The sequence below is a fragment of the Pseudanabaena sp. CCNP1317 genome (genome assembly GCF_034931345.1).
GTDB lineage: Bacteria > Cyanobacteriota > Cyanobacteriia > Pseudanabaenales > Pseudanabaenaceae > Pseudanabaena > Pseudanabaena galeata.
In genome coordinates, this window is sequence record NZ_JAYGIF010000029.1 from 1 (window position 1) to 21,480 (window position 21,480).

18 protein-coding genes are annotated in these 21,480 nt (G+C 41.2%); 7 read left to right on the plus strand and 11 right to left on the minus strand.

Annotated elements, in window-relative coordinates:
* Window positions 1–395 precede the first annotated feature (395 nt).
* From VB775_RS09475 to VB775_RS09500, 6 genes are all read left to right on the plus strand, one after another.
* Window positions 396–2,699 (plus strand): tetratricopeptide repeat protein, encoded by a 2,304-nt coding sequence (locus VB775_RS09475; RefSeq protein WP_281008081.1) that lies wholly within the window; start codon window positions 396–398, stop codon window positions 2,697–2,699.
* Between the two features lie 12 nt (window positions 2,700–2,711).
* Complete coding sequence (locus VB775_RS09480; RefSeq protein ID WP_281008082.1) at window positions 2,712–2,936, plus strand: hypothetical protein; 225 nt, start codon at window positions 2,712–2,714, stop codon at window positions 2,934–2,936.
* Between the two features lie 40 nt (window positions 2,937–2,976).
* Window positions 2,977–3,276, plus strand: a complete 300-nt coding sequence (locus tag VB775_RS09485; protein ID WP_281008083.1) for a DUF433 domain-containing protein — start codon at window positions 2,977–2,979, stop codon at window positions 3,274–3,276.
* A 200-nt stretch (window positions 3,277–3,476) separates the two neighbouring features.
* Entirely contained in the window at window positions 3,477–3,791 is a 315-nt protein-coding gene (locus VB775_RS09490; RefSeq protein WP_281008084.1) for a DUF3067 family protein, read from the plus strand.
* A 420-nt stretch (window positions 3,792–4,211) separates the two neighbouring features.
* Complete coding sequence (locus tag VB775_RS09495) at window positions 4,212–6,992, plus strand: GAF domain-containing protein (protein WP_281008085.1); 2,781 nt, start codon at window positions 4,212–4,214, stop codon at window positions 6,990–6,992.
* Between the two features lie 93 nt (window positions 6,993–7,085).
* Entirely contained in the window at window positions 7,086–7,211 is a 126-nt protein-coding gene (locus tag VB775_RS09500; protein ID WP_281008086.1) for a hypothetical protein, read from the plus strand.
* Between the two features lie 17 nt (window positions 7,212–7,228).
* Here VB775_RS09500 and VB775_RS09505 read toward each other — a convergent pair whose 3' ends face one another.
* The 7 genes from VB775_RS09505 to VB775_RS09535 form a co-directional block, all read right to left on the minus strand.
* The gene (locus VB775_RS09505; RefSeq protein WP_281008087.1) at window positions 7,229–7,663 is read right to left on the minus strand and encodes a DUF29 family protein; all 435 of its coding nucleotides are present in this window, start codon (window positions 7,661–7,663) and stop codon (window positions 7,229–7,231) included.
* 61 nt (window positions 7,664–7,724) lie between these two features.
* A complete protein-coding gene (locus VB775_RS09510) occupies window positions 7,725–8,303 on the minus strand; it encodes a hypothetical protein (protein ID WP_281008088.1) in 579 nt (192 codons plus the stop codon).
* The gene (locus tag VB775_RS09515; protein WP_281008089.1) at window positions 8,287–8,913 is read right to left on the minus strand and encodes an ABC transporter permease; all 627 of its coding nucleotides are present in this window, start codon (window positions 8,911–8,913) and stop codon (window positions 8,287–8,289) included. Before VB775_RS09515 ends, VB775_RS09510 begins: the two co-directional genes overlap by 17 nt.
* Window positions 8,906–10,141, minus strand: coding sequence for a hypothetical protein (locus VB775_RS09520; protein ID WP_281008090.1), 1,236 nt, complete (start codon window positions 10,139–10,141; stop codon window positions 8,906–8,908). Before VB775_RS09520 ends, VB775_RS09515 begins: the two co-directional genes overlap by 8 nt.
* A 265-nt stretch (window positions 10,142–10,406) precedes the next feature.
* Window positions 10,407–11,909, minus strand: a complete 1,503-nt coding sequence (locus VB775_RS09525; RefSeq protein ID WP_281008091.1) for an AAA family ATPase — start codon at window positions 11,907–11,909, stop codon at window positions 10,407–10,409.
* Window positions 11,910–12,020: 111 nt separating this feature from the next.
* Complete coding sequence (locus tag VB775_RS09530) at window positions 12,021–12,884, minus strand: DUF3598 family protein (protein WP_323216744.1); 864 nt, start codon at window positions 12,882–12,884, stop codon at window positions 12,021–12,023.
* A gap of 209 nt (window positions 12,885–13,093) precedes the next feature.
* Window positions 13,094–15,268 (minus strand): ATP-binding protein, encoded by a 2,175-nt coding sequence (locus VB775_RS09535; protein WP_281008093.1) that lies wholly within the window; start codon window positions 15,266–15,268, stop codon window positions 13,094–13,096.
* A gap of 314 nt (window positions 15,269–15,582) precedes the next feature.
* Between VB775_RS09535 and VB775_RS09540 the strand changes: the two genes are divergently transcribed.
* A complete protein-coding gene (locus VB775_RS09540) occupies window positions 15,583–16,080 on the plus strand; it encodes a TIGR02652 family protein (protein WP_190575547.1) in 498 nt (165 codons plus the stop codon).
* A gap of 54 nt (window positions 16,081–16,134) precedes the next feature.
* Here the strand turns inward: VB775_RS09540 and VB775_RS09545 are convergent, their stop codons facing one another.
* The 4 genes from VB775_RS09545 to VB775_RS09560 form a co-directional block, all read right to left on the minus strand.
* Complete coding sequence (locus VB775_RS09545) at window positions 16,135–17,061, minus strand: glycosyltransferase family 2 protein (RefSeq protein ID WP_281008094.1); 927 nt, start codon at window positions 17,059–17,061, stop codon at window positions 16,135–16,137.
* Window positions 17,058–18,179, minus strand: coding sequence for a glycosyltransferase (locus tag VB775_RS09550; RefSeq protein ID WP_281008095.1), 1,122 nt, complete (start codon window positions 18,177–18,179; stop codon window positions 17,058–17,060). The genes VB775_RS09545 and VB775_RS09550 overlap by 4 nt, the downstream gene beginning before the upstream one ends.
* A gap of 366 nt (window positions 18,180–18,545) precedes the next feature.
* Window positions 18,546–19,676, minus strand: coding sequence for a glycosyltransferase family 4 protein (locus VB775_RS09555; RefSeq protein WP_281008096.1), 1,131 nt, complete (start codon window positions 19,674–19,676; stop codon window positions 18,546–18,548).
* 336 nt (window positions 19,677–20,012) lie between these two features.
* Window positions 20,013–21,170, minus strand: a complete 1,158-nt coding sequence (locus tag VB775_RS09560; RefSeq protein ID WP_323216745.1) for a hypothetical protein — start codon at window positions 21,168–21,170, stop codon at window positions 20,013–20,015.
* Window positions 21,171–21,480: the final 310 nt, after the last annotated feature.

Below are 21,480 nucleotides of genomic sequence, written 5' to 3' on the forward strand. Positions count from 1 at the left end.
AAGCACGGTCGCTTACCTAAAAGCATTTTTCGTCTTGGTTTTGATTTTCTGCGTCATATCATCTTTGACATCCATCTCAATTCCGAGGCTTTCTTCAACTCCATTAAATTTTTGTCCTGTACTTAGCCAATTTCTAGAAAAGCAGTAAATCGAGCGATTGAGGATGCAAAGGAAGATTATCTCAATGCAATTTTCGATCATCAATGGAAGCTTTTAAGTGAGGTTAATGCAACTAATCAGATTCCTAATGCTGAGAATGACAAGGAATATCCTCGTTTGTTGGCAAATCGTTGCGTGTTGGAATATCGATATCGCGATCAGGATGACAAGCTAAAGCGTTGGTATGCTGTGCATCCATTGGTTAAAGAACTTGATAAATTTAGGATCTAAAGTTTATGTCAGGTGTAGTCCAAAGAGTTGATGAAAGTGTTGACAGTACTCCTGAAGATGAGTACAAATCACTGTTGCGCTCTTTGCGTCGTCGGAAGGGTTTTGGATTGGCTTTTGTGCGTTGTTCGCCTGCTGGTGGTGTGGAACTGATCAAGAAGGTGCGAGATGATTTACCTCAAAAACAAATTGGCATTTTAGAACTTCAAGAACCCATTGATAATTTAATTGAGTTTGTCCAAGCTTTTCCTAATCAAGAAAATCTCAATATTTTGTTTGTAGTTGGTTTAGAAAAATCTCTAGATGAATATATTCGTTCTGGTTATGGAGGAGAAGGTGATTATTACAACCTAGATGAGATTCCACCAATTCTCAATCATCTTAATTGGCAACGCGAAAATTTTAGAGATAAATTTCGGCATATTTGTTTTGTGTTTCTATTATCATCGTTTGCAATTAAATACATCACTCGCCGTGCGCCCGATTTTTTTGATTGGGGAACTGGCATTTTCACGTTTACTAACACAGGATTAGCATTATCACATTCACAAATAAGACCTGAAGTTCAAAAAAATGAAAGATTTAGTTTGCCATATTTACTTGGTCTTATGGCATCAAGTGTAGGATTAATCGATTTGTTAACTCATATTATTAGTCAAGATCTACCTTGGTATGTAGTACTTGGTCTTATGGCATCAAGCGTAGGATTAATCGATTTGTTAACTCACATTATTAGTCAAGATATACCTTGGTATATCTTGGCGACTGGTTTGTTTGGTTTAATAAGTGTTAGAGTAATAATTAGCTTATTGCAACTTCGTAATGACGAAATCATCAGAGAAATGAACTTGCTTGAGTTAATAGTTGAAATAATTAAGCAATTTCCTTTGATTGATTTTACATATTCTGGAACATTTCTTAGTCGAGGAATGATACTAGAAAAGCTTGGAAAGTATGAAGAAGCTATTGCTGCTTATGATAGGGCATTACAAATAAATTCAGACTATTACCCAGCATGGTTTAACCAAGGTATTGTATTAGGAAAAGTAGGTAGATATGAAGAATCGCTTGCAGCGCATAATAAAACAGTGGAACTCAAACCTAAAAGATATATAGCTTGGAATAACCAAGGGGTTGCACTAGGATATGTAGGCAGATACGAAGAGGCAATTATATCATACGACAAGGCTTTGCAAATCAATCCCAACTATAGCTATGCTTCGTATAACCGAGGCTTAGCTCTAAATGAGTTGAGTCGATATGAAGAAGCTATTGCCTCATTTGATAAAGCTTTAGAGAGTAATCTAAGATTCCATCAATCATGGTATGAAAGAGGTATTGCACTAATTAATGTAGATAGGTATGAAGAAGCGCTCATTTCTTTTGAGCGAGCATTAGAAATTAAGCCTGACTACCAAAGTGTATGGTACAGCCGAGGTGTTGCTCTTCAAAGATTAGGTCGATATGAAGAGGCTCTGATTGCTTATACGAAGGCGATAGAAATCAACCCTAGTGATCATTCATCATGGAAAAATCAAGGTGCTTTGTTAAGCGATAAGTTAAGTAGATATAAGGAAGCAATTGATTCATTTAATAAAGCATTGCAATTGAAACCTGATGATTTCCAATTATGGTACAACCGAGGCGTTGCGTTAGACAATTTAGGCAGATATGAGGAGGCAATTTCTTCCTATGAAAATGCCTTACAAATTAATCCTAGTTTTGACCAAGCACATTATAACCAAGGTATTGCATTAGGTAATTTGGGTAGGCATGAAGAAGCAATTAAATCTTTTGACAGCGCTTTAGCAATTAATCCTGAAAAAGTTGAGGCATTAAACAACCGAGGCATTGCACTAGTTAATGTAGATAAATACTATGAATCTATCAATTCATTTGACATTGCTTTGCAAATTAATTCTGACCTATATCAAACATGGCTTAATCGGGGTTGGGCATTAGCTCATTTAAATAAATATACTGAAGCAATCTATTCCTATGATAAAGCTCTAGAAATTAAATTTGACTATTATGAAGCATGGTACAACCGAGGCATTGCATTAGGTAATTCAAACAGATATGAGGAAGCTATTTTATCCTACGACAAAGCATTACAGCTTAATTCTGAATATCATTTAGCGTGGTATAACAAAGCTTGTGCTTATTCTCTCAAAAACAATATTGAACTTGCCTTAGAGAACCTGCAAAAAGCAATTCAACTCGATTCTGAGAAGTATCGCGAACTGGCAAAGACCGACTCGGATTTTGACAACATCCGCCACGATCTACGCTTTCAAGCCTTGATACAATAGGAGAAAAATACCATGATTACAACTACAGAAATCCTCCAAACCATTCCCAAACTTTCTCAAGAAGATTGCTTCCAAATAGCAGAAATACTTCTACAAAGACTACTAACTCAAACAAAACCCACCCGCACTCAAATCAACCAACAGCTAAAAATCGCCGCCTTACTTGCCGTTGATGACTACACCAACGATCCAGAGCTAACATCCCTAACTGCCCTTGATGGTGAAGACTTTTACTAAATAGTTGTTTTAGATATTAATTCCCATAGGAGATAAACCCATGAGCATAGTCTTAGAACGCGAAGCACCACCCTTTCGAGAAGAAGAAACAGGAGCAATCCGCATCGGCAAGACTAGAGTACTTCTAGAACTAGTAATCAGAGCATTCCTAGACGGAGCATCCCCCGAAACTATTGTGCAGCAATACTCCACCTTATCCCTATCCGACACTTACAGCGCGATCGCCTACTACCTTCGCCATCAAGAAACCGTAGAAGCCTATCTCCAACAAAGAGAACAAATCGCCGCAAAAGTTCAGCAACGATTCCAAGAACTGCAACCCGATATGAGCCTAATGTGATCAAAGCTTTTACACTTGATAAAAGTAAGAGAAAAACACCATGACTACCTTACTCGAACAAACCTTTACCGCCGCTACTAAAAGATACCCCGATCAAACCATAACTCTAGTAGATGCCATAACCGCAGTTCTATAACTTTTAGAAATTGAGATAAAATGGGTTACAGAGCCTTGCACTGTAAGTAAAAAATGTAGAAATTATGACAGGTGCAGAACTCCGTCAGTCGATCGCCAATAAATGGGACTATTCCTATGACGTACAATTACGCAAAACACAGGGTAAAATTTTCCTGCAAGTAATGTGGCGCTATCAAGAGCAACAATCTTTTTCGATGAATGAAGCCGAATTTATCCAACATTTGGACGTGATCGCCTCATATCTCAGTGACTGGGGTGTAGTCGAGCAAGTGCAAAAATTTATTGAAGTGACCAAAGAACGCCCCCGCCTCGGTAAAGCGGTAAGTATTCCCCTGCAAATAGGTGAGCGATCGCTAGAGTGGCTCATAGGGAATTAACCATCTAAGAACAGTTATTGTGGACGCAAAGCGCCCACAATAACTGTTCTTAGATGAAAAATAAATAAACGCAGACAATTCACAAACCCTGCAAGTATTTATACCAAAACACAAAATGGCTATGCCATTTTGTGTTTTGGTATAAATACTTGAACACACAGTGCTTTGCGCTCAAACTCAAACCCATAAAGTTGCGACTCGCAGGGTCGCAACTTTATGGGTTTGAGTAGTTTATTTTGGACGGATACTTATAAAAGTTCATAAAATCAATAAAAATTATGGCGCATTGCTGACTTTCTAAGCTAAAGATTGTACGATTGTGTTGTAATACTTTTTATAATCTTAAATTTCTAGAAATTCTATTTTATTTCGCTACGTCGCTCTAACCATACCTAAGTCTAAAAACGTCAGGGCAAAAATATGAGTCAAGCAGGAGCTAACCCATGGGATCGCCAATTTGTTAACCTTGGGCGAATCATGCAGTTCTTGCGTGATGAGGACAGTATTGACAACCTATTGACTGCAACCCTCGATTATCTTCGAGACAATTTTGAGTACAAACTGCTCTGGATTGGGCTGTATGACGCAGAAAACCACCGTCTTACTGGTAAAGGTGGCACAACTCCTGCTGGAGAAATCAAATTTTTAAAAGAGAGATTTAATCTCAATGCAGGCGATCTACTCGATCAGGTGATTTTGCAACGCAAGCCTGTACCGATCGCTGATTTGCGTCAAGAGAAACGCAGTGGCGAATGGCAAAAGTTAGCCCAAAAGTTTGATATTCAAGGCACTTTGCTTTGGCCGATCTACCACCGCGATCGCAGTTTTGGCGTAGTCCTTTTAGGCTCGAACCTATGGAATGTTACCCCGCGCAACGAAGAAAGAGCCAGACTCTCGGTCGTCCTAGGTAGTCTTGGCTCAACGCTCAGCCGTCTTAACGACGAGTGGCATCATCACAACACTAAGCGTCCTGACGAGCCGTTACTGCAAATCCTCTCAAAAATCCGCAATGTCCCAGCCCTTAACGAGCGTCTTGAAGAGATTGTGCAGGAAACCCATAGCTTTGTCATGCCCGACCATACCAGCATCTATTGGTTTGAACGCGAACACCAATATTTCTGGAGGCGAGTTGCCAATCGTCAACCAGGTCCCAAATCTAAGCAAGCTGTTGACAATACGGCGGGAGTAACTGTCCAAAATGCCCCTACCCTGTATCAAGCCTTATCTAAAGATCAGGTAGTAGTGGTAGTTGATGCTAAATCTATGACCAAAGGCGAAGTAAGTAATCGGGTCATGGAACAATTTGGGGCTGTTTCGATTATTATTGCGCCGATATTTTTTCAATCAGAACTCTTAGGCTTTTTGTCAGTCGAAGGTGATGAACCCCGTCTATGGACAGATGATGAGCGTAATTTTGTGCGCGGTGCAGCCCAACTAGCTGCCATTACTGCACCCCTAGAAGAAATGGAAGTAACTCTTGACCGCATTGCTTCCGATCAAATTCTCACCGCAGGCATTGCAAGGGCGATCTATTCAGATAACGATTGGCAGAGCGCCCTCGATCAAGCTGCGGAGCAGCTTTGTCAGCGTCTAGGGCTAGAGCGCTTTTGGGTGGCGACCTATGACAAAGACAATGATGTATTTAAGATTGATTTTCAGTACCATCCTAAAAATCGCCGCCCACTTCCCACGATCTTACCAGGATTAGCCCCTGTGGATGTGCAGATGATGGAGCAGTCTCCTGATGCAGCAACCGTCGAGAATCTGGATAGTGATTTTAAATTTCTCTCATGGCGAACTCCCCTACTTGATCTAGATGTGCGATCGATGATTGTCAGTAGTACTTCAATGGGGAAGTCCCTCGAAGGTATTCTTGCCGTGGCTCACGAAGCACCACGTACATGGTCACGACCAGAGCGGGAGATGGTGCAAGCAGTTGCTCAACAGATTGGGTTAATCGTTCACCAAAATGAATTGCAGCGCTTGTCCGATGAACGTCAAAAGTCGCATCAGGCGGTTCAGTTTGGTTTGGTTGCCCTTCAACAATGCAATGCTCTTGAGAAGCTGCACCATACAGCTACACAGTTAATGGCTCAGGTTACCCAATCACCTCTGGCTGTACTAGTAGTATGGCTCCCGGGGCGGCAAGGTGGACAAATTGCTTCGGTATTTGCTAGCCGCGACGAATATCAACTCACAATTAGCGAAACTCTGCTGGCGATCGAAGAAGATCCTCTTGCTCAGTGGGCGATCCAGAGCGAGGGCATTCTACCGCTAAGTATTCACGATTTACCAGAACAGACTAAGGCTTGGCTAAATGCGCCTGCCCTTGGACATTTAATGGTGACTGCATTACGCACAACTCCTGATCACCAACCTACAGGGATGATTTTGGTGGCCGATCGCGTAGGACGACGCTGGGTCGATCGCCAATTGCAAGCATTTAATATGTTGGCAAATCAGCTAGCTTGGTCTCGCCGCCATCTCTTACTAGTCGATCACCTTAAGCACAATCGTCAAGAGTTGGAACGGCTTAATTGGTACAAGCACCGTCGTTTAGAAGATATCTATCGCACTGTTAGTACAGGAGTACAGCGTTTATTAGATTCAGATGCTAGGGCAAATGGCACTGGTGGCATCAATAACATTACGCTACAAAGTTCTCTCAAACAATTGCAGGGTTCTCTATCGCCACTCCCACAAATTATCCGTAAGGAGCAATGGCGCTTACGCCCCAACTATGAGACTGCTCCCCTTGCGGGTATGCTCAAACGGGCCTTAGAGCGCGTTGATTCGTTAGTAAAACAACGTCAGATCTGGTCGCAGGTACATAACCAAGCCAATGTGGTTGTGGGTGGTGACATCGCCAAGATGGAAATGATTTTAAATGAGTTGTTGTTATTTGCCTGTGGGCGATCGGAGGTTGGCGGTCGCATCGATCTTTGGTGTCGTCAGATTGACGAAAAGCTTTTAGAGCTTTCGATTACTGACTACGGTGTGGTTGATGCGTCTTTATTGCAAGAGTTGCATCAAGGTCGAGCGATCGATCCCCTATCACCTTCGCTATTAGATCAACCCCCCGGATTACATCTTGCGATTTGCCAGAGTCTTATGATAGAGGCTGGTGGTGAACTATCTCTCTATCAATTAGAAGATAATCGCATTCTCAGTCGTCTCATCTTGCCTCTTTCTAGCTCATAACTGGGTAGTCCAAAATAGCTATCAGGACGGAGAAGACCCCGATCTGATTTCAAAAAGTCGATTTTACGAATTCCCAATATTTCCAGAAAATGATTGCCCAATATCACGCTAAATCCATATATTGGGCTTGGGAGTGCGATCTCCATCTTAATTCTGCTCGTTCCTGCGATCGCAAGAGCATTTCAATGTCGTCAAAGTTCTGTAAATACAGAAGATTAGGTAGATTTACTCCTTCCCTACTCTTCTAGGTTCGTTGAGATTAAGATAATGGCGCGATCGCTGATTTCGTCACGGTTAACTAATTTTGCTAATTCTTTTAGGGTATGTAGCCCTTCTTCAACTTCTGCGGCAGCGCGATCGAGTGCTTCTGGGTAGGCTTCTAAAATGGCTAGGCGTAACTCATCGGTATTTAGATATGTACCGCCTGCTTTACGTCGTTTATTTTTAGTTTGAATACTGCGAATAGAGTTACGAATTGACAGATCCCAAGATCTGGTGGTGCGATTTTCGGCTTGCTGTTTGATTAGGTGCATAAGCAAAACTACGGCATAGCTACGGATATTGTTGATTTTATCGTCTCTACTCATTTCTTCTAGTTCGTCAACTATTGCCAAAGCTCCAGACATATCGCCTTTAATTAGCAATTCCCTTAACGTCAAAAGTTCTTCCATATTTTTGTTGTGTGAGAATGCGATATATTGCAATTACAAAGGTTTTGGGTAGGAACAAAGCTCATGACGTACGAGGCTTGTCACGGATATTCATGCCATACAAAAACATATGGAGAATTTCGAGAGGCGACATCGGTGGACTATGAATCATGATGTCGTCATTGTTGGGATGAAGATGAAAACGTATATTTCGCTCATCGTTGTTATGATCTGGCAGATTCAGATCAATTCTTAGAAAAGGAACTTTATTCTCTCCCTCTTTTTGAGGGAACCTTATTTCAAAATCAAATCCTATAATTCGAGCAGGTTTGCAAGTTTCATCGATAGTGATTGCGAAATCGAACCAGCAGCCATTGTGAAGTTTAAAATGGGGAATATCCTGAGTGCGATTGAAATTTTTGCCTCCACCCATAATTTCTGTATAGCCTTTTTTACCAATTTGAGATGATGCACCTTTTTTAAGCAACTTACGAATTTCATCTTGCTTGGCATTTAAAATCTTTTCATCACTGGCAGTTGTTAAGCATTTTAAAATTTCTGCCCATAAAGAAGTTGCATTTTTTATTTCAAGGTATGTGTTGCTTAGAGAGCGTTCTTGAATTTCAACACATATCTTTTGCCAATTACTTTTGTCGCTCAAGCAAGTCACCTCGATTAAGTAAAATTAGCCACTCCCCATACTCTGGATCGGTCGGAAGTTGACGATTTTCAGCTAAAGCAATCACTTCGTCATTAGTTTTACCTGTCCATTCTTGTAGTGCTGCTAGGCGGCGATCGCATTCTTCATCACTTAGTATTTCTGCATCTTTTTTTAGATAATATATTCTTGCACCTAACCAACTTACAAAGTTAGGAGCGTTATGTATCATTAAATCATTAGCTTGCTCAGAAAGTACAAGTAATCCTCCTTTATTACCTTTATCTAATCGACTTCTCAAAGCATCAAAAATTTTCCATTCGCTATTATCCCAAGTATCTAATTGCCATAGCAAAAAATATTCTTCTGATGCTTCACTAATCTGGTTAATTAAAGCTCTTGCTCCAGACTCACCAGATATAGTAACCGTACTACATTCACTAAAAATTTCGATAGTATCTTGCAAATCTGTAATTATCGATTGCATATCATCAATATCAACAACAAGAACCATCCAGATATTTCCATCTGGTCGCGCTCCAATTTTTTGCAATAACTCATCTATAGAAGATAGTTTATTATTCACATCTAAAAAAGATAATAAATTATCCATTAGCCACACTCGCAACCATATTTTCGATTATTGGAGCTAATATCGGGTGAACAACAAACCGTTGTCGTGGATGTCTATACTCCAAGATATGCCCTGTCAGCAACAGTTCAAAATCTTCACTTGTACGCGGAAAGAAATTTTCTCCAGTCAGGACTTGCCGAAGAATATTTACATTAGATTCTGTTAATCCAATTATTTTTGACCGTGCTAGAGATAAAGCTGCTTGGTTTGCGTGTTTTTCTGTAATCTTATCTGAACCATCCATGTATGCCTCCTCAATTGAAGCTTGGCAAAGAGACATCAAATCTCGTAGGACTCCACCAGATTTGAAGGTCAAAAATTGTCTTACATCTGGGTTAATAAGATTTTCAACATCTCTCACTTTTATGACATCTGCAAAGAAATCCTGTACTTCAACACTTTCAAAAACATCAAGATAGGACAAGTAGTAGGATGAACTATCGAAACTTGTAATATTTTCTCTCTTCTTATAAATCGTTACAACAGATCCAACTAAAACCGAACCACCCCCAGCATTTTTAATTTCAACTATATCGTTTAAAGTGGCATCAATAAAAACTTGTGAGTCACTCAATCGGTCTAAGCCATCAAAAAGGAAAATAATTTTGCGTCCTATTTTTTCTTGAGTAGCTTTATATAGGGCAGAAAAAGCTCGTAAAACTAGATCTTTATTTTCCTGCTTTTCAGTAGAGAGTAATCCTTTATGATTTGTAACTATTTCTCTTGAAGAAGATATCGCCCGGAATATAGCTGAAGAGGCATTAAGGCTTTCGCTCAAAGATGGAAGAATTTTTATCTCATTGTAACCATAAGCCGCATTTTCAATTATCTTTTTGCAACTTTTTAATTTGCTTTCCTCAATATCACCCAAGATTTTTAGTAATTCAAGTCCTGCGATCACTATTAGAGCACCAGACTTAAGATCGGAAATATCGGTAACAAGACTAACATCAACATAAATAGCTTTAATGTCTTCCAATTCATTTAAAGCCTGTTGTGTTAATAGTAACTGCGTTGTTTTTCCCGATCCAATACCACCAAACAACAAATGAGCCGAAGAGGGGCGGAGCGCAATTTTAGCTGTAATCACTGCCACAGGATTATTTGGCAGATTGACGTAAAATCCTCGTTCAACAGCGCGTTGAGGATTAGAAGTACCTTCAAAAGCTGACATCAGCCTGCGGAAAAATTTCAGGCGATCGGACATAACATTTTTAATGAAAGGTTAGTGTTTATATATTAGAGGATTTATTGCGTCCGTAGGGGCAAAGCATTTGCGCCACAATTTTAAACTTATCACAGCAACCTCGATCCGCAAATGCTATGCCCTCTATGCTTTCACAGACAAATTGCCCCTGCGTTGTGAGGTTTTGGGCTTAGCATTCCCAAATCAAAATGATCTAAGAATTTTATAGATTGTGTTGGGAATGCTAAGCCCCTACAGCATATACATCTTAATTGTGTGAACTTAACTAACTTTTCTTCACTAAGACCAACTCCTCAGCAGTGAAATCTTCAAAGGCAGCTTGCTGACTGGCTAATAGCTCAACTGTCGCATCAGCGATGTCATTATTAGCAGCAGAGCGATCGCGTAAACGTTGCTGCAAAACTTCCTCTGGAGCAGTGCAGTAAGCGATTTCGACAGGGATGTTTTGGGTTTGAGCAGCAGCGATCGCTTGACTACGTAGACTAATGCGATCGTACTTCGCATCCAGAATGACAGTAAAGCCTTTGCTAGCTAACAAAGCACCTAACTCCGCCAATCTGGTATAGGTTTTCGCCGTCATCTCTGGTGTGTAAATGTCATCACTGCCCCGTTCCATTAACCCAATACCTGCAATCTGCTTACGAATTGCATCCGATCGCAAATAAATGGCATCTTGCTCAGAGGCGATCGCTTTTGCCGTTGTGCTTTTGCCAGAACCAGATACACCCGACATGATGATCAACTTGCCCTGTTTGGGTTGCGTATATTCCCAAGCTAGTTTGTAATATGCTGAAGCTTCCGTTTGAGCATTCGCTTTCACATCCGCAGGAATATTCGGATCGTCGAGCAAGAATGATGTTACCTTAGCGCGAATGTAAGCACGCATACTGCAATGGAGCGGTAACAGCACGGCTCCTTCATAATCGCCAGTGCGCTCTAGGTAAGTATTCAAAAAGATATTTGCAAGATCGCTTCTGCCGCGAAATTGCAAATCCATTAATAGGAATGCAGCATCATAAAGCACATCACTATTGCGGAATGGCTCATTAAATTCGATACAGTCAAAAATCTGGATCTGATCTTGATAGAGACAAATATTTTTTAAATGGACATCGCCATGACATTCACGGACTTTGCCCTTGGCAATGCGATCGCTAAATAGGTCAGCATTCTTGGCGAAGAAGTTATCTGTATAGGCGCGGGTTTGAGCAAGCTGCTCCTCAGTTTGAGCAATGTCAACATATTTTTCAGTAGAGGCATAGTTATCATTTGCCACTGCCCGAACTGCTTCCATTGTACCGAAGCTGTTGATATGGTCATTGGTTAGTGCATTCTGATGGAATACCGCCAACTGTTCACCAATCTGTTTCACATGATCAACCGTCAGCCTGCCCGAAGCAAACATCTCAATCAGTAGATCCTCTTGCGAAAACTCTGGCATGGCGATCGCATATTCCACAGGTGTTCCAGTCCCAGCCTTATCAAAATGGTATTTCCCATCTGTTTCGATAATTGGCAAAACTGAAAGATATAGGTCAGGAGCTAGACGACGGTTCAGCCGCAGTTCTTCTTCACTGAAATATTTGCGCTTTTCTAATGTAGAGAAATCTAAGAAGCCAAAGTTCATTGGTTTCTTGACTTTGTAAGCATAGGAGCCTGTGAGTAGCACAAAAGAAATATGGGTTTGCAGAAGCTGAATCGACTTAGTAACAGGGTGTTCGTAAAAGTCAGGCGAGAGCATTTGCTCAATGATTGGAGGTAATGTCATAAGGATTGGTAATTGGTAATTGGGGATTGGGGCTAGAAGCTTTTGCAACTGGTATCTGCCATATAATTTTGTATAGAGAGTAATGATTTGCTAAGTAAATCATTACTCAGACTACCCCAATTTGCGCTCAGTCACTAAGGTGAGGCTAGTCCAGCCCCCTTTAGGGGCGTAGGTGCGAATCATGCGTTGGTGAAGGTTCGGCTCTATTAGCCATGATAGAGACAGTCGAAATGGCTGACGAGTAGCGATCTCCACAGGACAAGTTATTGACGCACCATCTGGTAAAAACAAGGTTTGGATGGGCAAAGTATCCTGATCAAAGTTGAGGATTTGGGGATTATGTGGATCAATCTTCGCTATCGAGGTAATCGTCTTTGTGCTAATTGGTGTTTGCATTTGTGGTGTTTGCATTTGTAAAGACATGATCACGTGATCGCCTTCCTGTTGCCATTCAGTAACTGTTGATATGACTTCTGGTTCTAGCCAATCAGCAGCGATCGTAATTGCCTCACCTTCCCATTTGCCTAACAAATCATTTAGGGTCAAAGTTTGACGTTCGGGTGTGGTGCTATTGGGTAAATGTTCACGAATGAAGGTAAGGCGATCAAGTTGGCTAGCTTTGTCATAGAGAGTAACCAGACGCAATCGGCGATCGCCATAAATCAAGCCCAACTCTGCCCCAAATTCTGTGTAGGGTGCAAATTGCAATGATCCTTGAGAAAAAGCGCCATTCTCAAAAAAAGTTGTACTTTTATTGAGAGAGCGATATTCCAAAACCAAATCCTGTGGCTGACCGTCATAAAAGCGACGCACAACCTGACGAATTGTTTGATTGTCGGCTTTAAGTTCCAGACTAGTTTCGCTGGGAATATCTTCTAATATTTCACCCTTTGTCGATAATCGCGTAAATGAACCCTGCCAACAGCCAAGGTTTTGCAATAAACATTCCCATTGCGATCGCATATTTTTTGTCACGTCATTTTGTACAGAAGTATATCTCAAAGATATAGAGCTTACGAAAATGAGCCAAGAACTCAAGTTCTTGGCTAAAAGCTCAAGTCCACTGAAGTAAACTACAGAATACTCACGTTAAAAGAGGATTTGGAGACCAAATCCCTACATATTGGTTGTAGGGGCTTGGTCTCCAAGCCCCATTCTCATCGTTCCACTTGAGTTTTTGGCTATTATCTTGTTTGACTTAAAGGAATCTCAATCGTAAATTCTGTGCCTTTGCCCACTGCAGAACTAAAGGACAGCTTACCGCCATGATTTTCCGTGATGATTTGATAGGCGATCGATAGCCCTAAACCTGTACCTTTCCCCACAGGCTTAGTAGTGAAAAACAAATCAAACAAGCGATTGCGTAACTCATCGGGAATGCCATTGCCATTGTCAGAAATTTTAATGATCAAGCGATCGCCTCTCTGCGTATCCGTGATTTGTGTATCATTAAGAATTTCTGTTTGAATCAAGATTTTAGAAACTTTGCCATCCTTCCTAATCCATTGAGGTTTCTCATTTAAGACATGCCAAATTCCATTGGCTTGAGCATCTTCCTCAAGGGCATCGATCGCATTAGTCAGCAAATTCATAAACACCTGATTTAACTGCCCTGCATAGCATTCCACTTCAGGTAGATTTGCATAATTTTTTTCAATCTGAATCTCAGGACGATGCGGCGTAGCCTTGAGGCGACTTTGCAAAATCATCAAAGTGCTATCAATTCCCTCATGGATATCGACAGATTTACTTCCTTCTTCATCACTGCGCGAAAATTTATTTAGTGATTGCACTATCTTGTGAATTCTTTCGGCTCCAATCCGAATTGAACCGACCAACTTCACAAAATCACTAGCGAGAAAATCAATATCTATTTCTTCTAGCTTGGTCTGCACTGCTTCAACGGTTTCTGGATAGTGAGTGCGGTAAGTTTCGACAAGACTTAATAACTCAGCGGTATAGGTGTCAGCATAGGAGAGATTTCCATATATAAAATTCACAGGATTGTTGATTTCATGGGCTATTCCCGCTACCAGTTGTCCTAAGCCCGACATTTTCTCAGCCTGAATCAATTGTGACTGTGTACTTTTTAGCTCTTGCAAAGCATGTTCGAGCTTTTCAGCTTGCAATCGATATTTTTCTTCAGATGCACGGACTAGAGCTTCAGCCGCAAGTCTTTCGGTAATGTCGCGCAAACTCCAAACTCGACCTGAACAACTATCCAAAACATTTTGTGGTTGCGAATAGCATTCGAGAGTTCTGCCATCATCTAACTCGACAATCTCAAAGCTATTCTGGTCAGCACTGAGTCCTTTGCCAAAGTTCTGCAAATATTTTGCCGATCTAATTCGCTTAGTTACATATTGGAGAATATGTGAGTCATCATGGGAGCGAAAAATGCGATCGGGAATCCGCCAAAGATCCACAAATTTTTGATTGCAAATAATAATATTGCCGATCGCATCTAGTACCAAAATGCCATCGGCTGTAGCTTCAAGGGTTGCGCCAAGCGCCGCAAAACTCTTGTTAATCTCGGCTTCAGCAGCTTTGCGATCGCGGATGTTTGTACAAATATAAGTTGTCCCAACCACTTCACCCGATGGACTTTTGACTGGATTAACCCTTATGGATATAGGAATACGCTGATGATTGCGATCGAGCATTTCCAGTTCACTTGTCCAAGTTCCACCACGCATCACCGCCGCATGGATCACCTTAGCAGTTTGCCCATCCGTAAATAGAGTTTGCAAATTCGATTTCTGGAGAGCCGATAGACTATAGGTAAATAGGTCACTAAAGGCAAGATTGATATAAGTCGGGTTTCCTGACCCATCAGTAATGCAGATGGCATCATTGGCACTTTCAATCGCTGTACCAATTTTCGTAAAAGCATCTTCTAAATATTGACGTTCAGCAATTTCTTCGGCAAGCTGACTCTTCAACAGTTCTGCCTGAGGATCAGCTAGAGCATGGCTAGCGACAATAATTCCACCCGCCGACCCATCATCGGTGTACCAAGGTTGCACATCCCACTGAAAATTGTTTGTCAATTCGCCCCGAATCGCTATCGCAATTTCTGCGGTGTAATGCATCTGTCCGCCGCTTAAGCAGCGTTCTAGTCCATGTCTATGGGCGATCGCGATCGGTAATGATTCATAGAGATTTGTGCCAATTAGCTTCAGGCGTGGAATGCCTAGCATTTTGACCCAAGGTTGACTTACTAATATGTAGTCTAGATTGCTATCAAACATAGCGATCGGGACAGGACAAAAATCTACGAACCACCGCAAATATTTTTCTGCGTGGTTTGCACGGCTTATAACTGATCCCCACTGGGCTTTTGGGTTGGCTTTTGCCATCCTAACCTGACTTATTTGACGATTTTAGAACTTATTTTTAAAATTGTAATGGGTTCCAGATTTTTAGAGTGTGTTATCTGAACCATAAACAGTAATTCTTGTCCTAAAAGATCAATGAAACTGCTAAATGATGCACCATCTTTGATTCTGGGTTTGTTTTTGGGTTTGACTTTACTAATCATCCTTAAAGCCACATAGAAAAATGATTTGGGAGAGTTCATCCCTTCAGGATGAACTCTCCCAAATCATTTTGGATTGCTATAGTATGAGCATGTTAAGATCAGGATTAAGGATTTCATCCATTTATATAAATCATGAGGATAGTCACCTCAGTGCAGCAATATCCGATTTTTGGTTCTGAAATTAAATGTCCCCATTGTCGGCAAGTTATTCCTGCCTTGATTTTGACTGACACCTATCTTTGTCCGCGTCATGGTGCTTTTGAAGTTCAGCCCAATTGCAAAGATTTAGTCCATCTGCAATCCGATCGCCAGTGGCGACTATGGAACGATGAATGGTATCGCCAACATACTCACCCCGACGGGATTCGCTTTGAAATTCATGAAAGCATTGATCGGCTCTATACCCAAGGCTATCGAGCAATTAAAGTTACTATTGCTCTCCGTTATATGGATTTAGTTAAACCTTATCTTGAAAATACATCTATTATTTCCAATGTTCAAAGTTTGTATGGCTTAACCGTAGAATTTAGCCCTCCAGAAGAGCAAGAACCACGCTGGGGCATTATCAACTTTGAATTAGACAAGGAATTGGGCGTACCCAAAGGTTATCCATATTTTCGTTCTTTTTAGATGTTGCGAGGCGGCGCTTCGCGCCACCTCACAACAAGAATGGCTTAACCTTAATTATTTACTGAGCCTGTAAGTCTGCCATCCTTGCCAACGCCCAAGCCAACAAGCCCATAGTTTTTGTCTCGCCACATTCCCATCTTTGGGTAAAAATCTTAGGGCTTGCAATAAACCAAAGGCTTCTGATGTGCCGATCGCGATCGCCCAGATAGCAAACACCAATTTTTGTGAAGGGGACAAGTATCCTAATAGAGCCACCGTCTCATTATGCACCGCATTAATCGAAGCTTGAGCATTAAAAGAATTGCGCTGATCCTCGTCAAAACGCTGTGCAGGAAAGTGATCTACGGCAATTAGCGGATCGTAAATTAATTTCCATCCCTGCTGTCTCAAAGTCAAGGAGAAAACTACTTCAAAATGCACCTGTGCGCCCGATCCGCGCATTCTTTGATCGAAGCGTAAATCCGCGATCGCCTCACGCCGAAAACTCATATTCACACCCTTCAGCACATCCACTTCGCGTCCTGTGCCAATGCCAATATGGTGATTGCCAATCAAGCGCCCAAACCATTGCAATTTGCCCACTACAGGCTGAGAGCCATCCTCCAATTTTGTACCGTGATAGACCCAATCACGTCCACCAACACCACCAACTTTCTCATCTGCCAAATAATAAGCTTCCATTTTCTCTAGCCAATCAGGATGTGGGGCAGCATCATCATCGGTAAAAGCCACAATATCACCAGTCGCAGACTCCAGACCGATATTCATCGCCGCAATCACTCCAGAGGCTGTCACTGTGGCTGTATGTAAAGGCAAAGCTGCACGATCATAAGTTTCTAAGAATTGCCAAGTTTGGCGATCGGTATCACGCACAATTACCCACAGTTCATCGACAGGGCGAATTTGGGTTTTGAGAGCAGCTAAGCAACGGGCTAAGTCTGACGGACGTTGATAAGTCGGAACTACTACAGAGATTTTCATTGTTTTTTATGTCCTTCTATCTCCAATAGCTCATGCATAAAATCCGCAAAGCGATCGCTGATGACATCGTAGTCAAAATGTTTTTTTGCGACCTCTGGGGCAATTTTTGCCTTAGCCTCAAGCTCTTGCCATTGTAAATTGTCTAACCATCGCGCACAACGAATATGAAACTCTTTACTCGCGGGATGATATGCGGGTAAAGCCCAACCTGCAGAAGCGGCATAATCATAAAACCCGGGAATAGGACTCATGGCAACAGGTACACCACAGGCTAGATATTCGGGTAGTTTCGTGGTCAATCGAAAACTTCCTAACTCATCAAGGGTCTGGGTCACAAATCCAATGTTCATCACATTCATCGCCTCCACAACTTCCATTTGAGGCAATCTTCCCGTAAAGATAACCCGCGATCGCAGAGCTTCTGGAACTAGAGACTGAAGCCGTTCTTTTGCACTTCCATCTCCTACGATTAAAACCGTAATATCATCACGTTTGACCAATTTCAAAGCTTCAATCAATTCATAGCCATAGCTGTAGGACTGACGATTATTCCATAACAAACTACCCACCACGCCACAGACTAAATGATGTTCAGGAACACCAAACTTTTGGCGAAAACTAAGGCGCTCAGCAGCTGATTTGGGCTGAAACAACTCAAAGTCCGCTCCTCCTTCAATGGTAATTGCTCGCTTTGCCCCAAGTTTAATCGCCGCCCCTGTCAAATAAGGAGTCCACCCCAGAAAAGCAGTGCAATTCTTGTAAAGCGATCGCTCATATATTTCCATCATATTACCGATCAACAATCCCTTAGTCACCCGAAAGAAACCACCTATCGGATCACCAGTAGAGATCACATAGGGCTGTTGCCAAGATTTTGCTGCCCTGATCAGATTGATACCACCCGCAATTCCTGAACCTTCTTGATAGATCAAATCCCATTTAGATGCAGAAACGATCTGCCAAACTTCCTGACTAGCTGCGATCTTACCTACTTTAAGGTTCAGATCGTGATAAGTAACTTCGGCTTGCAATTTCGAGCCAAGGCTTCTTGATCGTCTAGAATCAAGACTCCCCTCTCCGCCAGTATTCAGGCATAAAACTTTGGGAACTTTTGACATGTGCTTTGCTCTTACAATTTTCTCTTACAAGATGTTGGTAAAACTTTTTTTGGATGATATCAAGTCATGCTTATCTTATACCAAAGGATAAAATGGCATAGCCATTTTATCCTTTTATAGCTATCGCCATTCTTGTTAGGACATAAAACCCAAAAGATGAGTGGCGGCAGGCACGAAGCGCCGCCACTCATCTTTTGGGTTTTGATTTGTCCTAGCTATCTCTTGCGCTGCTATATGCAGAATAAATTACCCAAACCCTTAAAGTTGCGCCCCTGCGGGGCGCAACTTTAAGGGTTTGGGTTTGGTAATTAATTATGCCCATCTACTTAACTCACGAGAGTGTTGCTACACTTTCGTGAATTGGTCTTAAACCTTTTTACTGGCAAAGCTTTCAAATAGATCAAGATAAGTTGTGGCTTTACTTGTCCAACTATGTTGTTCGGCGATCGCTCTTGCTACCTGCCCCATTTGCTTTCTCAGCTCAAAATTATTGGTTAGACGAATCATCGCATTAGTCAAAGCCAAAATATCTTCTGAGTCAGGCAAAACGATCCCACATTCAGGGGTAATGATTGCGGCAACTCCCGAAACTGCCGTAGTAATCACAGGCAAACCAGATGCCATCGCTTCACTAACTACCATCCCAAATGGCTCGTAGCGTGATGGAAACACAAAAAAATCAACAGCTTGCATAATTTTGGCAATATCAGATCGATATCCCAAAAAGTGAACCCTCTCCTCCAACTCCAACTGTTTAGCTAATTGCGGATAGGGACTATCTTCGATACTTCCTACCACGGCTAGATGCAAGCTCGGAACATTCACCAAAGCCTTCAAAACAGTATCTAAATTTTTACGATTTGTCTTAAACTCGCCAACGAATAGAGCCAGATCAACATTTTCTGGCAGCCCAAACTGATTACGTTCTTGAGAGATAGGTTTAAATTCATCTATATCAACACCATTCAAAACAACTTTAATCTTATTTTCATTGATTCCAATGTTAATCAATTCCTGTTTTATAGTCTCTGATACTGCTACCAGAATTTTTGATTTTTGGAAAGCTTGTTTCTCCAAAAAGGTATTAATTGATGTATAGAGCCACTGATAAACTCCATACAAGTTTTTACTCATTCGAGATACATGAAATGGAGAATTTAACCATGCACTATGGACAAAATGGACAACATTGATATCTGTGTCTTTGGAAGTTACGGCTCCACAAGACATGACAATATCAAATTCATGAGCATGTTTCATCAACCAATTGTCACTTAAACGAGTAAATACGATTCCCCGCAGCAATTCAGATGGGATATTTCTTAAAGGGAAATAAATACATTTAATCAATTCGTTATCTTTGAGTTCAGGGGCAACTTGTCTAACTACTAAGGTAACGTTATGTTTTCTTTGGATAGCAGTTTTAACAATTTCATAATTTACCCTTGCTTGCCCATCTCCTAGCCTAACATTAGATGTAATAATACAGATTTTCATAATAATTTTATTTTACTTTAACTTGTTTCTCAAAGTATTGTTCAAAGAGTATTTCATGACTTCGGGTACAAGTACTCGTACAAAATAAACTCTAACTAAACCCTTAGACTAGTCCCCCGCAGGGGACAGGTTTAAGGGTTTGGATTTGCAATTAATTATGTCCAACTACTTATCTCTTTTATTACTTATAGCGCTTTTCAAGCAAGCGAGGTACATAGGTTTGTTAGCCCACCGAAGATAGGGAAACAAACCTATGTATATATATGTAAGATTTTGAGGGTTGTAAGAGTGCGCCCCAAAGGGGCGCACTCTTACAACCTATTTAGGATTGCTATATTATTTAGACTTATGCGAGATTAAGGACAGCATTTGCTGCTGATAATAATTTTGATAATACTTCTGTCCTGCCAATCCTAAACCTAGAAAACCCCACAATATTACTCCATGCGCCCCTCTCATCGTAGGACTGGCTAGAAGAAACATGAGTGACTTTATCAATATTCCGCGAGTTATGGGAATAAAAATATCGTTGTTATTCTTAGTTTTGCTGGTAAAGACAAGAAGACTTGCAAATATAAGACCACCCATATAAGGAATTACCCCAATCCATCCTAAATTGAAAAATAGCACAAGTATGGCGCTATCTGTATCAAAGCTTCCAATGCCCTCTCCAGTAACTTTACCCAAAGCATCATTAATTAAAATCGCGTAAGTAGCTTGACGAACTTGGGAACTTCCATCGTCTTGCAAATTAGATAGAGTAGCTAAGCGAGGTCCAATAGCCTGAGAGAATGGTTCTATAGTAGTTAAGGGAATTATTATTGCAGTTAAAATTATCAGTGTTAAAGCTATTCGGAATTTCTGCTTAGGTGTTAAAGATAATACTAGTGAAATCATTCCCAAAAACCATCCTATCCAAGCCGCTCTTACTAGACTGAGTAGTAATGATAAAGCACCTACACCTGCCGCTGGAGCCACGAGGCTCCCTTGACAACCCAGTAGTAACAACAGTCCTGTAACCATATAATCCCCAAAAGGCCCCTGCGAATTCATGGTACTCCATACTCTCATTCCAAATGGTACTGGGCTACCAGCACTACTAACCATACCAGAACCAGTCATCCAAAGCCGATCCCACTCAGGAGCAACGAGAAATTGATAAATCCCATATATGCCCATAATTAAAACTCCCCATAAGAAGACACGCTTCACGTTTTGACTATAGGCTGGATATCGTTCCCAATTAACTAGTAAATGATAACCAAATAGCAATGGCGATATCCACTCAAGTAGTGCAACCGTAGCTCTTATAGGGCTTAGTGGAATTATAGCTTCTATACTTCCTACAGAAACTATCGGGATCTGACTATGAATCATGGCAATCACGTAGCCATAAATAACAGCAGCGATCGCTAATACAAAAGGCATAGTGCCTTGTTCGCGGGTCTTGGAGAGATTAAAGTGTAATGAATGGGCGCATACTAAAATTGCCAAAAAGGGAGCTAAGAGAATATAGCTACTACTTGACTCTGTAAAAGCTCCTATTCGCCAATCACAAATCCTGCGTAGAAACGGGACGAGGAAAAATAACCACCATACAAATCCATTGTATAGAACTGGATAACGAAAGTATAATAGCCAGCCGAGCGCAAGTGATGCGGCTGGAAACAAAACATTAACTGAGATCTTGCACCATTCCTAAAAGAGTTAAGTGGGAATGGGTTTGAGAATAATTTCAAAGCCATGACGAGCAGCAATATCGGCACTAATTTGAAGATACCTGAGAAGTTTCAACCAAAGGACA